9 protein-coding genes are annotated in these 14556 nt (G+C 72.2%); 3 read left to right on the forward strand and 6 right to left on the reverse strand.

The genetic code is table 11. From position 1 onward, the window contains the following. Window positions 1-65 precede the first annotated feature (65 nt). The gene (locus Sdi02f_RS36835; RefSeq protein WP_108933278.1) at window positions 66-167 is read left to right on the forward strand and encodes a type II toxin-antitoxin system YoeB family toxin; all 102 of its coding nucleotides are present in this window, start codon (window positions 66-68) and stop codon (window positions 165-167) included. 83 nt (window positions 168-250) lie between these two features. Here Sdi02f_RS36835 and Sdi02f_RS09900 read toward each other — a convergent pair whose 3' ends face one another. The 6 genes from Sdi02f_RS09900 to Sdi02f_RS09925 all read right to left on the reverse strand — a co-directional run bounded on the left by Sdi02f_RS09900 (window position 251) and on the right by Sdi02f_RS09925 (window position 11097). Next, window positions 251-1702, reverse strand: coding sequence for an amino acid adenylation domain-containing protein (locus tag Sdi02f_RS09900; protein WP_159107641.1), 1452 nt, complete (start codon window positions 1700-1702; stop codon window positions 251-253). After that, a complete protein-coding gene (locus tag Sdi02f_RS09905; RefSeq protein WP_108933101.1) occupies window positions 1699-7389 on the reverse strand; it encodes a hypothetical protein in 5691 nt (1896 codons plus the stop codon). The genes Sdi02f_RS09900 and Sdi02f_RS09905 overlap by 4 nt, the downstream gene beginning before the upstream one ends. Before the next feature lie 435 nt (window positions 7390-7824). After that, window positions 7825-9048 (reverse strand): MFS transporter, encoded by a 1224-nt coding sequence (locus Sdi02f_RS09910; RefSeq protein ID WP_108933102.1) that lies wholly within the window; start codon window positions 9046-9048, stop codon window positions 7825-7827. Window positions 9049-9220: 172 nt separating this feature from the next. Beyond that, complete coding sequence (locus Sdi02f_RS09915) at window positions 9221-9823, reverse strand: TetR/AcrR family transcriptional regulator (protein WP_108933103.1); 603 nt, start codon at window positions 9821-9823, stop codon at window positions 9221-9223. Between the two features lie 107 nt (window positions 9824-9930). Then, window positions 9931-10443: a mycothiol transferase gene (locus tag Sdi02f_RS09920; RefSeq protein WP_053639203.1), complete on the reverse strand. Its 513-nt coding sequence runs from the start codon at window positions 10441-10443 to the stop codon at window positions 9931-9933. Window positions 10444-10470: 27 nt separating this feature from the next. Next, entirely contained in the window at window positions 10471-11097 is a 627-nt protein-coding gene (locus Sdi02f_RS09925; RefSeq protein WP_108933104.1) for a class I SAM-dependent methyltransferase, read from the reverse strand. 117 nt (window positions 11098-11214) lie between these two features. On the opposite strand from Sdi02f_RS09925, the gene Sdi02f_RS09930 reads away from it, so the two are divergent. Then, on the forward strand, window positions 11215-11787 hold the full coding sequence (locus Sdi02f_RS09930; protein ID WP_030400785.1) for a helix-turn-helix domain-containing protein: 573 nt from the start codon (window positions 11215-11217) through the stop codon (window positions 11785-11787). Between the two features lie 38 nt (window positions 11788-11825). Further along, a complete protein-coding gene (locus Sdi02f_RS09935) occupies window positions 11826-14018 on the forward strand; it encodes a DEAD/DEAH box helicase (RefSeq protein WP_108933105.1) in 2193 nt (730 codons plus the stop codon). Window positions 14019-14556 lie beyond the last annotated feature (538 nt).

The following is a 14556-nucleotide window of genomic DNA, read 5'->3' on the forward strand; positions in this document are numbered from 1 at the left end:
CGGCTCGTGCGGGCCGGCCCCTTGCTGCGTCCCGCGTTGGGGTCTGATCTTCGTCCGCATCTGCTCTGCCCGTCAGGCGGGACCCCTTCGCGGGGATGGGTAAGCCTGAGCCGCTGAAGTACCACTTGCCGACGTTGCTGAGTTCAGGATCTCGTGGACCCGCGTAGGTTCGGAGGTCTCCTTCTCCCGGGCCTTGATCTGCTCGCACACGGATCGCACTGCGTCGGCCTTTCCTGAGCGGTGCCCCGCGTCAGCGACACAGTTCCTCGACCAGGCGGCAGAGCCGGTCACTGTCGAGGGGGACACGGTGGGCGAGGAGGTTGCGGGCTTCGCGCAGGATGCGCAGCCGGCGACGCTCGGCGGGTCTGAGGGTGATCGCGCCATCACAGTGCGCGCCCCACATCGCCCCCAGCTCCATCATGGCGACGGCGGAGTCGGCTGGTTCCGGAGCCGCGCCGGGTTCGAGGCGCGGGCCGTAGTCCTGTGCGAGTCGGGCCAGGGGAAGCCGGGCACGCAGCCGGACGGTGGTGGTGAACTGGTCTCGGGCGTCGTCCAGCAGCGGCAGCAGCACATGGTTCTGTGCCAGCCATACGCGGGCTGCCACCGCCTGCTCATGCACGAGGTCGTAACCGGGGTGGCGGCGTAGTCTGCCGTCCCAGCTGTCGACGGTGCCGGCATTCCATGCGGCAAGCAGCCTCTCGTCGGGGTGGCGGCCCGGATGCCGGGTGCCCTCGGCTCGCTGCGGCGGGATGGCCGCCGGTTCGGGTAAATCCGCGATCACGTCGTGGAGCGCCGACGTCAGACTCTCGGGACGTCCGTCGTCCCAGCGACGGGCCAGGGCCGCGGCGATGACGAGGAACGGGCCGCACACTTCGGTGATCGTGGCCTGGACGACCGCTTCGTGCAGATGACCGCGCTCCGTTGGGGAAGCCAGCGGTGGACGCGCCAGCGCGACGACCGTGGCGGTGTCCAGGCGGCCGGTGGCGCCCCACCACCAGTGCACCGCGATGTCCTCCCGGGGCAGTTGATCGGCCAAGCCCGTCGGAAAGTCCTCGGTGGAAGCGATGACGAGGGTCCTGGGGCGCCGGTCCGGGGGGAGGCCTGCCTCCTTGGCTGTTGCCACCAACCGACGCAGCAGATGGGCGGCGGCGGACGGCACCGGCTCACGCCAGGCCCGTACGACCACCGGACGGGTCTCGGGGGTGCCGCTGCCGCGGCCGGTGAGCCGGGCCAGTACATCGCCGGTCGGGTCCAAGCCGACGGATTCCGTGCCACTTCCGGAGCCCAGTTCCTTGGCGAGTCGCTCCAGCAGGCCCGCCAGAGCCTCAGCCGGGGTGAGAGGTGTCGGCGGCTCCGGCTCCAGGCGCGCAGGACCCTGCGCAGTGGGCAGGTCCGGCAACCCGTCGTCGAAGTCGGGCACAGGGGCCAGGCCCGTCCACCGGCCGCCGAGGGGCCTGGCCGACGGCAGGGGGAGTGCGGAGACCGGTGCAGGGGATTCGTCCGAGGGCAGCAGCAGGAAGTCGGCGAGTTCGTGCAGCACATCGTCGAGCAGCCGGTCGGCTCGGTTGCCGGCATCCTTGAGCATGCTCCGGGGAAGCAGCCACAGGCAGCTCCGGCCACTGTGCAGATCATCCAGCAGACGAGCGAGCCAGACCCTGATGCCCGGTAGGGAAGCACCGTTGGCGGTGGCTTCGCCGATCACGATTGCTTCCCCACCGTGGTGAGCGCGCGGAAAGTGACGAGGTCCAGCGCGTATCCGTCCTCGCCGTCGTCCAGTACGCCGTGGTCGGCGAGCCGGTCGGTGAACGAGCGGACCTCGGTCAGGTCGAGGCCGGTCACGGCAGCGATGTCGCCGTGGTTGCACCCCTCGCCGGGCTCGACGTACCGCACCCACTCAGCCAGCAGACCTCGCATGTCAGGGGTGAGTTCGGCCCGGTCGAGATGGTTGCGGGCGACCACTTCCTGGGCGTACTGGACCTGGATCGCCTCCACGGCCTCCTCCAGGGTGAACCCGCCTCGGGTGGCGTAGTCCACCGTGCGCTCCACAAGGCTGGGCCAGCCGCCGGTGGCCTCTATCAGCCGGCGCCGCTTGTCCGGGGTGTCGAATGGGCACTCGGGCCAGGCCCGCAGACTGTCGGCGTTCCACCGTTCCGGCCGCAGCACCTGGGTGACCCGCTCGTCCTTGAGAGCGGCCCGCGCCAGCGGATCGACCAGGACGATCCCTGCGCGTGGCGGTGCCGCCTTGCCGCGGACCGCGTGTTGATGCAACCGGTCCAGGGTCTGGTCGAGCGTCTCCAGTCCGCAGTAGCGCAGATCGGCCAAGATCACGCTGGGGTCCTTGCTCCGTGTGTCCTGCGTGAGCACGTCCACCAGCGTTCCCGGGGCGGCGGTGTGCACGGTGAGGCCACGCGCGTCGGCGTACGAACGGACTGCCGGTTCCATCAGCTCCGGGCCGTGGGCCTTCGTCAAACAGACCAGGGTCAGGCCCGGACTGGTCGCCTCGTACAACTGCTGCTCGGTGAGCGGACTGTACCGGTTTGCGCCGGACCGCTCGACCGATCCGAGAAGCCTGCGGGAGAATCTCGGGTTGTAGTCGTAGGGCAGGCTGAACTCCGTCTGGCGCAACTCCAGTTCGAGGTCCTCGTGGGTACCGAGCATGTGCACCACGTTGGGGCTGCGCACGGCGTAGTGCCGACGGTCGGCCTGCTGGATCAGCAGGCCGAGACCCACCATCTCCTCCAGGTAGATCCTCACGTCACTGGCGGTCAGTCGGCTGAAGCCCTCCGGCCAGTTCCGCTTGGCCTCGTGGAGCAGTTCGTCGGCGTCGTAGCCGCGCTGGAAACCGTCGGCCTGGCTGCGGAGCGCGATCACCAGAGCGAGTACCCGGTACCGGTCCTCCAAGTTGATGGTGAGCCGCAGCCGCTCCGCGATGTGCCGGTGCACCTCCAGCGAACCCGTCACGGCCCGTACGTCGTCCTCGGTGACCGTGACCGGCCACTGCGCCGAACCGAGCGGCTTCTCCCGCAGCGCGGTGACCAGGCGCTCGCAGAAGATCTGCACCAGGCACGCCTGATAGTTGGTCGCCGCCAGCACCCGCCAGACAAGTTCCGGGCGTTCGAAGCGGTAACCAAAGGCCGCCATCGGTTCGACCACCAGGCGCTGCGCATCGGCCGGCTTCAGCGGGCCGATCAGCTCCTCTCCGCCGTGCGCCAGGGGCACGTTGGACAGCCGGCTGAACCGCTGCACCTGATGCAGACCGGCGAAGACCACTTTGAAGCGCCGGTCGGTGCTGTCCATCAACCCCTTGAGACGCGCCACGTTGGCGAAGGTGCCCTCGCCGCCGCTGCCACGCACCGCTTTGGAATCTGCGGTCAGGAAGGCGTCCGCCTCGTCGGCAAGGACCAGTATCCGCCGCTCGCGGTGCTCCTCGAGCCAGCGGCGCACGTGCTCCAGCAGTTCGCCGGGAGGCACAGCCGTGGACACCTTCGGCCCCAGCACCCCCACGCGCTTGAACTCCGAGGCCAGTACGGGCCAGATCCGGTCGGCGGGTTCCGCCTCGCCTACCCCGCGCGCCTTCAGGTCCAGGTAGACGGCCTTGTGGTCGGGAGTCGAAGGGAAGTCGGCCTCCACCTTCCGCAGCAGCGCAGATTTGCCCAACTGGCGTCCGCCATAGAGGAAAAGAGCACCCAGCCGGTCCTTCACCGCCGCGATCTCCCGGACCCGGCCATAGAAGACCTCCGGGGGCACGAGCCCGGCTACGAACGGCGTGTACGGGTTGAAGCCGGTCCAGGGCAGCGTCACGCGCTGCAGGGCCCGGAACGACCGTGGCGAGCGCGCCGCCACCCATCCGAAGACGGCAGGGTCCACCACCAAGGCCTGTTGTGCGGAAGTCCGGGCCCGCAGCGCCATCGCCCTGCGTCCGGCAAGGCCCAGCGGGTAGAGATAGAGGATGATGCAGGACCCGGAGTCGCTGCGGTCGAGCAGTTCCAGGGGACTGCGCCCACGCTGCTCGTCCGACACCAACAGGATCGTGTACGTGGTTGCGGCAGAGCCGAGTTCGGCGACGTAACCCGGCGCGCTCTCGCTCGCCCGGAGTTTCGCGGTCAGCCGGAGGGTGCCGCGAAGCCGGCGGCTGTCGTCGCGGGTCGGTGGCCTGTCCCCCTCCAGCCCGAGCAGACGCAGCACCGTCGGTACATGTTTCTGCCACTCCGCACCGCGGGTGGACGGTTTACTGAGCGCGTCCCAGGAGCTGAGTCCGGCCAGCGCTGCCTCGGTCAGCGGCTGCCCGTCCGCGTAGTGCTCGGCCCATGACACCGCAGAAAAGCCCTGCTGGCCCGCCTTGACCGGTGTGACGGATTCCAGACCTGCCACGAACCGCTCAAGGTCCTCGCTACGCTCCGTGCCGCTCCACTGTGGCAGGGTGTCGCCCTTGCGTAGCAGCGCCAGACATTCCTCAGCCGTGACCGTGTCGCCGGCCTCCAGCAGGGCGGAAAGCCGCTTGTGATCCGCCTCGGTGAGCGTCAGTGCATCCAACTGCGCGCGCAGCCGCTGTACATACGCCTGTACCCGGTCCCGCAGCTCCTCCTCAAGCCGGCCGATAGCCTCCACCGTGGGACGGAAGGCACCGTCCGGCGTCGGCCGCTCCAACTGCTCGAGCTTCCCCACCAGTTCTCGTTCGGTTACGGGGTCGAGGCTTTGGGTGCGCAGCTCCGCGAGCAGCCCGGCGGCGATCCGGTGGGTCTCGGCCCGCACATTCGCCCAGTGGGCCCACTGCGCGTCACGACGGATCCGCCAGTCCGAGGGCAGTGCCTCGGAGCCGGGGGCAGCCGCGGGCACAAACCCCTGCTCCAGGGCCTCGGCCAGGGCGTCCGCAAGGTGCAGGTCCCCCCGCTCGGCGTAGGTCTCCGCCACGGCGGCCACATCCACCGGCTCCAAGAGGGACAGCACCGCCTGGGTAAAGCCCCGAGCCTGTGGATCGGGCGCCCCCTCGGGCGTCCGGGGCAGGTCCGCGGCGGCCAGCAGGGCCTCGGTGGCGGGTACGAAACCGGTGCCTGGGGCCGTGTGCTCCTGGTCGTCGACGAGGCCGGGCACCTGCCGGGACACCGGCGGGCGGCCCTCCCCGCTCAGCCAGTGCCGCAGACACAACAGCGCTGCTCCCTCGATGCCCGGCAGGGGAGGCGAGTTCCGTACTTGGGCGAGTGCGTGGCCCAGCGCGGTGATGGTGTCGCTGCGCTCTTCGATGCCGGGCGCGGCGAGCGCACGGGCCTGGGAAAGAAGTGTGACGACCTGCTCGATTCGGCTGAGCAGGGAGCGCTTGGCCTTGGCCTCGATGGGTTCCTTGGCCTGCTTGGGGGTGCGGATCGCCGCGTCGGCCTCCTCGATGACGCGCTCGGCGGAGTCCCGCTTGCGGAAGGTTTCCCAGACGTCCTCCAGCACGGACGCGTCCGCCCGGCCGGAGGCCCAGTCCCGGACCGCTTCGAGTGCACGTCCCAGCGGCTGCTCCGGGCGCATCAGCAGGTTCTGCACCTGGGTCGCGCGCTGCAGACCTATCTTGCGCTTCGGCAGGTCCACCCGGAGCCGCTCGGCTTCCTCGGCCAGCCCGGAACGTGTCAGGGTGGGGCCGGTCTCCATGCCGGGGTGCAGCGTGGTGGGGTCTACCCGCTGGTAGTGGCGGAGTACGTCGACGGCACACTCCAGTAGCTGCTTCCATGGGCCCGAGAGGGAGGAGCAGGGGTCCGTCTGCAGCAGCAGGTCGTTGGGCCAGCCCACGACCAGCCCGGCCCGGACGGAGGCGACGGCTGCCATGACGAGTGCCGGACGGTCGCTCTGCACGCTCTCCAGGTCGGGGACGTACCGGGTCATCACTGGTGTCGCGTCCTCCGGCGTGGCGCAGGAGAAGGCGGCGTCCGCGAACGCCAGGCATTCCGCGCGGTGCGCGGGCTCGGTGGATGCCACGGTCAGCCAGTAGGCCTCCTGGAAGCGTTCCGCGCTGACGAACTGTTCGACAGGAGAGGCGGTGGCACCAGCTGCGGTTCCGGGCTCGACGAGGGGCCCGTGCCAGGGCAGCGCGGGCTCCTCGGATGCCTCGGATCTCGCGGGCTGCTCAGGTTGTGCGGGTGAGGCGGTGGTGGATTCGTCTTTCAGGGCTTGCGGCTCCCCGCCGTGGATGGCAAGCGGGGGGTGCGCGGCTTCGGCAGGCACTTCCGTTTCCGTGGCCGCCACGGTCTGCGGGCCGTCCGCGTGCCATGCGACGTCGCCGGGCTCGGCAGGATCCGTGGCGCATGGGGGCTCCACAGCTTCCGCGGGCTCGACGGCTTCCGTGGCGTTGACGGTCACAGCGGTATCCGTCGATCCGACGGTGTCCGCAGCGGCGTCGGACAGTGCCGTTTCACGGTCGTCCGTGGCCGGCGGGTCCTTCTCGGCCTCGGCCGCTCTGAGTTCCGCAGTCTCTGTCGTGGGGTCGCTGCCGCTGTCCGCGCGCTGAGGCGTCGCTACCTCCGGGCTCTCAAGGCCGGGGCGGGTGACTTTGGTCAGCTCGACGATCTCCGCCTCAAGGGCCCGCAGCGTCGCCCGCAGGGAGTCCAGGTAGGCGCCACCGCCGCTCCCCTCGACTTGGCCCAGCAACGGCAGCAGCGCCTGTCGCTGCTCGTGCAGCACGGCGAGTTGTCTGGCGCGGGCAGCTTCCCGCTCCTGTTCCTTCTGAAGGGCGTCAACAATCGCCTGGAGTTCGTCGAAACCGTCTTCGACGGCCCAGTCGTGCCCCGTCTCCCGGCACAGGCGAGCCACAGCCTCACGCTCACGCGTCCACGCGGCAGTCTCCTCCTCCAGCGCCACGGGCAGGGAAAGCCCACGCGAGACCCGGTCCGCTGCGAGACTCAGCCCATCCGTGAACCGCGCAGCATGGGCCCGCAGCGCTTCCACGGCCGTGGCGAGGTCGGCAGGAGGGCTCGCATTCCCGGTCGTGTCCACGACCGGGGGAGCCGCTGTACCGGGGGCGGTCTCCGTCGCCCTGGCCTGCTCGTCCGACACAGCATCTCCCGAGTGGTCCGGCCGCTGCCGCGGTACGGCGTTCAGGGCATCGTCGTGCTCGGCGATGTCCTCGCCGGAGTCATGGCCGTGGTCCTCCGCCTCCGTGCTCCAACTGGTGGCCGCTCGGTCTGCGGTGACGAGCAGCTGGTCCCAGTACTGCTCGGCCAGTCTCTGCCGTGGGGTGCCGTCCTCCAACAGCATGGAGTGCAGGGTCAGCCGGGCAAGTACCGGAGGCAGAGCCTCGGTCATCGCCTTGAGAGCGTCGATGTCGGGCTGGGAAGGATCGACCGGAGGTCCCTCGGCGTGCTGGGACGAGAGGTGGTCTGCGAAGTCGGCGGCTGCGTCGGCGATTCGCTTCAAGTCGCGTGTATGTGCCCGACTCAGCCATGCTCGGGCCGAAAGTAACTCGCGACGGCCAACACGCGGATGTGGGCCACGGAGGGGGATCTTCGCCCAGAAGGGCAAGGGCCCCGGTATCAGGATCAGTTCACGAAGCTGCACATCGTCAAGCCTGGTCAGCCAGGCTCTCAGGTCCCCACCCTCTCTTGCCATGACGGGATCCTGCCAGACAGATCCTTGAGGGCCAAGTACCCGTCGGAAAGGGCGCATCCACGAGCATATCGATGCACGCTCAAGCCACCCTCAGAGCTCGCGGGAAGGACTGTGCCGAACGTTCCGCTTCAACGTCTGTGACGTCCGCGAAAGGCCGTCCGACCTGTGCGGGAGCGGGTTGGGGGCCTCTTTCCTCCACCGGCCCGTGGCTCGGTCCGCCGCCGGCCGACCCCGCGGTCGCCGTCAGGCTCCCGTCGGCACGGATTCGTCTGCGCGGACGGCGTTTCCGTGGCGGAGGTACGGGCTCGTGAGGGCGGGGAGGATGGCGAGGACGGCCAGGGCCGCGAGGCCGATGCCGAGGACGACCGGGGCGCGGAGACCGTGCTGGGGGACGAGGGCCGAGCCGGCGGCTGAGCCGATCATGACCCCGAGGGTGATGAAAGAACCGTGCACGGTGTTCACCAGCGGCGCGGTGCTCCCGGCGCGCTGTACACGCACCGCCATGGCGGGGTTCATGGTGACGCCGACCAGGCCGATGCCCACCATGAACGCGAGCGCCAGCGGCGGTACGTCCGCGAAGAGGGCGAACCCGGTGAGGAAGAGGACGTTCAGGCCCGTGCCGAGCAGCAGGGTGGAGACGGTCCGCCGGTCCGCGAGCCGTCCCACGACGATGTTGCCGGTCAGGGTCGCGGCGCCGTAGACGAGCAGGAGCACGGGCACGACGCCCGGGGAGAACCCGGTGACCTCGGTGAGGATCGGGGTGAGGAAGCTGAACACCGAGAACGTCGCGCCGATGATGAAGGTGCTGGAGACGAGCGCGAGCAGGAACTGCGGCCGGCGCAGCACCGCGAGGTCGGAGCCGGTCCCCGAGCGGGACTGCAGGTCGGTGGGGGCCGGGGGGTTGCGCACGCCGCGGAGGGTCAGGGCGGCGGCCGCCACGGTGATCAGGGAGATCGCCCAGAACGCGGACCGCCAGCCGAAGCGGTCGCCGACGAACGTCGCCAGGGGCAGCCCGAGCAGGGTGCCGAGCATGAGACCGTTCATCACGACCGCGACGGCCCGGCCGCGCGCCCGCTCGTCGACCAGGCGGACGCCCAACGAGACCGCGATGCCGAAGAACGCCTGTGACGCGGCCCCGCCGACGACGCGGGCGGTCACCATCATCGGGTAGCCGGTGGCCAGCGCCGCGACGAGATTGCCGACCAGGAAGAGGGCGAAGACCAGCATGAGCGCGGTCTTCGGCGCCACGCGCAACAGGGCGACGGTGAGGACCGGGCCGCCCACGGCCATCGCTGCCGCGAAGACGGTCACCAGGTAGCCGATCTGCTCGATTCCGGTGCCGAGACCCTCGGCGAGCTGGGGCATGAGACCGGCGACGGTGAACTCGCTGGTCACCATCGCGAAGACGCCGGTGGCCAGGATGTACACGGCTGGGGGTACGGGCCGGGACGGGGTCGGAGAGATCATGACTCCTGGTTTCTGTGATGGAGAATCCAAAACGACGGCATGCGCACGACGGCATGCGCACGACGCCATGCGCACGACGCCATGCGAAAGGCGTCAGGCGGAGGGCGGCAGGGGGGAGTGGCGTGTCGGAGGTGGCATGCGGGAGCGGGCGGGGCGTTCGCAGGCCGAGCGGTCAGCGCAGGAGGGCGCGCAGTCCGGACAGGGCGATGTACCGGAGGGTTTCGGGGGCGATGCCGGTCTGTGCGGTGACGCGCAAGCCCGAGATGACGGTCGTGACGAGCATGGCTCCGTCGTCCGGCGTCATCGAGTCGGCGAGCGAGCCGTCGGCCTGGCCCGCGCGGATGGCCTCCGCGAGGAGGGCGGTCCGCTCCCGCAGGTCCCTGTCGAGGACGCGCGCGACACGCTCGTCCCGCTGGCGCAGGTCGGGGTTCATGAAGCTCTGTACGACCATGCAGCCGGCCGCGTGGCCGTGCCGGGCGGCGTCCTGCTCCTCGCCGACGACCACGTCGACCAGGGCGCGCAGCCGCTCGGCACCGCACCGTGTCTCGTCGGCGAGGATGGCCGTCTGGCGTGCGCGGATCGTTGTGACGTAGTGCTCCAGGGCGCGGACGAACAGGTCGTCCTTCGACGTGAAGGCGTTGTAGAGGCTGCTGCGCCGCAGTCCCGCCGCCTCGCAGAGCTGCTCGGTGGAGGTGTCCGCGAACCCGTGCACCCGGAACTCGCGGGCGGCGGCGTCGAGTACGGCGGTCTCATCGAACGTACGGGGTCTGCCCATGCGGAGCAGCGTAGCCCGAATTTTGGACTACGTCATCCAGAATGGTCTGCGCCCGGCGCACGCGGAGCCGGAGGGACGGCGCCCTGCCCAGGTGCCGTCCCTCGCGGTCAGCGCCCCGTCGCCCCGTCGATCAGCTCGCGCAGGATGTCCGCGTGGCCCGCGTGGCGGCCGGTTTCCTCGAGCATGTGGGTGAGGGCCCAGCGGACGCTGGGCGCGGGGCGGCCCCCGTGCCGGTGGGGCCGGGGGAGTGGGGCGGCGAGGTCGGTGCAGCGGTCGAGGACGCGGTTCGCGCGCTCGACCGCGTCCCGGTAGCGGGCGACGACCTCGGTCACGTCGTCCTCGGGCGCGGCCCGGAACGTCGCGGGCCAGTTCCGTACCTCCTCCCCGAGGAAGAGCGCGCGCTCGACGTGGGTCAGGTGGTGGAGGAGCCCGAGCAGGTTGGTGCCGGACGGCACCGCGGCCGTGCGGACCCGTGGTTCCGGGGCGCCCTCGACCTTGCCGGCGATCGAGGTCCGCAGGTAGTCGAGGAATCCGCGCAGGGTGGCGGCCTCGCCGTCCCCGGTGCGGGGCGGCGGGGTGTCCCGGCGGTGGGTGCGGGGGGTGCGGGGGGTGGCCGACATGGTGACCTCCTGGTGGGAGCCGCGCCGTCAGTCCGCGCGGCGGACGAGCAGGACGTGGTCGACGACCTCGGCGGTGCGCCCGCCCGGGCCGGTGGCGGTCCGGCGCGGGGCCTCGGCCCGTTCGACCCGCCACGTCACCGGGTCCAGGGCGAGTTCCGCCGCGACGTCCCCGGGGGCCGGGAACCGCGCGTCGGGGTCCTGGTCCCACGACCACGGCGCCGTCGAGCCGTGGTCGACGACCAGCAGCCGCCCGCCCGGGCGCAGCGCCCGCGCGGCCCCGCGCAGGACCGACGCGCGGTCCAGGCCGAAGGGCGTGTGGAGGTAGTGCGCGCAGACCAGGTCGAACCGGCCCTCGGGGAAGGAGGCGTGCAGGTCGTGCCGTACGGCGTCCACCCGGCCGTCGAGGCCGTGCACGTGGGCGTGCTCCGCGAGCCGTTCGACCGCCACGCCGGAGACGTCCACGGCCGTGACCCGCCAGCCCCGCCGGGCGAGCCACAGCGCGTCGCCGCCGCTGCCGCACCCCAGGTCCAGCGCGTCGCCGGGAGACAGGCCGGTGACCGTCTCGACGAGACGGACGTTCGGCCGCGGGGCGTCGGACGCCGGGCGGGCGGCGTACACGCCGTCCCAGAACGTGACCGCGTCGGTGGCGCTCATCGGAACTCCTTCCGTCGGGCTCGGCCGGTCGGCCGGCCGTGAGCAGGGGATGCCGTCAGTCTGGGCAGCGGACGACCGAACCGGCACGGAATCTTGCCGTTGTGGCAAGGTGGCCCGATGGACGCCGCAACGGACGACGTACTCGACGCCGTGGGCCCGCGCCTGCGCGCGCTGCGCCGGGAGCGCGGCATCACCCTCGCCCACCTCTCGGCCGCGACCGGCGTGTCGGAGAGCACGCTGTCCCGGCTGGAGAGCGGACGGCGCAGGGCGACCCTGGAGCTGCTGCTGCCGCTCGCCCGGATCTACGACGTCCCCCTGGACGACCTCGTCGGCGCCCCGCGCACGGGGGACCCCCGCATCCACCTGAAGCCGGTCAAGCGGTTCGGGATGGTCTTCGTGCCGCTCTCCCGGCGGCCGGGCGGCACCCAGGCGTTCAAGATGATCATCCCGAGCCGTCCCGCGCCCCTCGAACCGACCCCGCAGACCCACGAGGGCTCCGAGTGGTTGTACGTGCTCGGCGGACGGCTGCGGCTGCTGGTCGGCGAGCGCGACCTGACGCTGTCGCCGGGTGAGGCGGCCGAGTTCGACACGTCCCTGCCGCACTGGCTGGGCAGCGCCGACGGCGGCGCGGTGGAACTGCTCGTCCTGTTCGGGCTGCAGGGGGTGCGGGCCCATGTGCACAGCCGCTGAAGGCCGTTCGGCGGAGTCGGGAGGGGGCACGGTGGGCGATGGGACGCGCTGAGCGGGAGACGGTCGCCCGCGGCAAGCGGCTCCAGGAGGCGGCGCGCGCCCTGGCCGGTGACCACGAGCGGGCCGTCGGGGCCGTCCGGGCGGCACTGGAGCCGCTGCACCGGGCCGCGGCCCGGGAGGCCCTCGACGCCATCCCCGTGACGCGGCTGCAGGAGGCCACCGGGGGGCAGTTGCGCCTGGGGGCCGTCGAGCGCGCCGGCTTCGGCACCGTCGCCGCCGTACTCGACGCCGGGGCCTACCGCCTGCGGCAGATACCCGGGGTCGGACAGCGCACCGTCGACCAGATCCTGTCCGCCGCACGGCAGTTGGCCGAGGCGGCCGGGGAGACGGTCGCCGTCCACCTGGACGTGGACCGGCCCGAGCCCGGTACGACCGCGCTGGTCTCGGCCCTCCACGTACTGGTGCAGGCGGGCCCGGAGGCGCGGCGCTCGGTCGACGAGGCCACCGCCCTGACGGGCCGGCTCGAACCGCTGCTGGCCGACGCCCGTCCGGCCGCCCGGCGGAGCGGACTGCTGCTGGCCGGACGGGCGCGGAGGGCGCGGGCGCGTGAGGCGGTCGCGGCGATCGGGACGCTCCTCGACGAGGCGGAGCGGGCCGGTGCCCCCGAGCGGTTCGCCCAGGCGTCGGTGGACCTGCTGCGCGGAGCGGCGGGCGACCTCGCGGCCTGGACCGACTTCGAAGTGCGCTCCGCCGAGTACTACGCACTGCTCGGCGAGATCGTCACGCGTGCCCCCGACACCGCGGCCGCCCAGGGCTTCCTGCCCGACGACCTCGCCGAGCGGGTGCGGGAACAGCACCTGGACGACACCCACCGCCGGGTGTCGCTGCGCGGGTACCAGGCGTTCGGGGCACGGTTCGCCCTCGCGCGGCGCCGGGTGATCCTGGGCGACGAGATGGGCCTGGGCAAGACCGTCCAGGCCATCGCGGCCCTGGCCCACCTGGCCGCGGGCGGCCGCACCCACTTCCTGGTGGTGTGCCCGGCGAGCGTCCTGGTCAACTGGACGCGCGAGGTCGCCTCCCGCAGCACGCTGCGGGTCCTGCCGCTGCACGGTCCGGACCGGCACGACGCCTTCGCCGACTGGCGGGAGCGGGGCGGGGTCGCGGTGACCACCTACGGCCTGCTGCGGCATCTCCCGGCCCCGGAGGCGGACCGACTCGGGATGCTGGTGGTCGACGAGGCGCACGCCGTGAAGAACCCGCAGACCCTGCGGGCGCGCGCGGTCGGCCAGTGGGCCGCCCGGTGCGAGCACGTCCTGTTCATGACGGGTACGCCGATGGAGAACCGGGTCGCCGAGTTCCGCAACCTGGTCCGGATGCTCGACCCGGAGGTGGCGGACCGGCTGGGGGACGGCGCCGGGCCGGTCGACCCGGTGGCCTTCCGCCAGGCGGTCGCCCGGGTCTACCTGCGCCGCAACCAGAAGGACGTCCTGACCGAACTGCCCAGCCTCCAGCACACGGACGAGTGGGAGGAGCCGAGCGCCGAGGACGAGCGGGCCTACCGCGCGGCCGTGGCCGACGGCAACTTCATGGCCATGCGCAGGGCCGCGTACGCGCGTCCGGAGGCGTCCGCCAAACTCGGCCGCCTGCGCGAGATCGTGCGGGAGGCCGGGGAGAACGGGCACAAGGTCGTCGTCTTCACCGCCTTCCGGGACGTGCTGAGCACGGTCGAGGACGCGCTGCGCACCGAGGAACCCGGCCCGCGGGCGCCGTACGGCCCGGTCTTCGGGCCGCTGAACGGCAGCGTGCCGCCCGCCAGGCGCCAGCAGGTCGCCGACGCCTTCACGGCCGTGTCCGGACCGGCGGTGCTGCTCGCGCAGATCCAGGTGGCGGGGATCGGCCTCAACCTCCAGGCGGCCTCCGTGGTGGTCCTGTGCGAGCCCCAGATCAAGCCGACCGTCGAGCACCAGGCCGTCGCCCGGGCCCACCGCATGGGCCAGGTCCGGCCGGTCCGGGTGCACCGGCTGCTGACCACCGGCGGGGTCGACGAGCGGCTGGTGCGGATGCTGGACAGGAAGGCCCGGCTCTTCGACGCCTACGCCCGGCGCAGCGTGCTGGCCGAGGCGACGCCGGACGCCGTGGACGTCCTGGACCCCGACCTGGCCCGCCAGGTCGTCGAGGAGGAACAGGCCCGGCTCGGACTGGGCGACGGACGGCCCGCGCAGCCGTCCTGAAGACGCGTCACGTCGGAACGGCCCGCGCAGCCGTCCTGAAGGCGTGTCACGTCCGAGCGGCCCGCGCAGCCGTCCTGAAGGCGTGTCACGTCCGAGCGGCCCGCGCAGCTGTCCTGAAGGCGTGTCACGTGCGGGCGGCCCGGCCCTCCGACCACCCGCGCACCGGCGACCGCCCGCCCGTCCTCCGCGTCGGCCGGTGCCTTCGGCCGCTGGTCCCGCCTGCGCCGCCTACGGCGGGAACGCGCACGCCGCCGGCGTCCGGTCCACCTGGCTCCGTACGACCAGCGGCCTCCGGAGCGCCGTCACGCGCGGGAGGCGGGCGAGCGGAGCGGGCGTGGGGCACCGGGCACGAGGGAGCGCAGCCGACGGCGCGGGGCGAGCCCCCGCCGTGGCCGGGCACGCCGCGGCCGGAACCGCGCCGATCGGCGCGGCGACGAACCCGGCGTGCGCCGCCGCGACCCGCGCGTCGCCTCCCCGCCGGGCCGCGCTTACGATGCGCGGGGCCGCGCACGCCGCCGCACCACCTCGTGAACAGGAG

The sequence above is a fragment of the Streptomyces ardesiacus genome (genome assembly GCF_003112575.1).
Classification (GTDB): domain Bacteria; phylum Actinomycetota; class Actinomycetes; order Streptomycetales; family Streptomycetaceae; genus Streptomyces; species Streptomyces ardesiacus.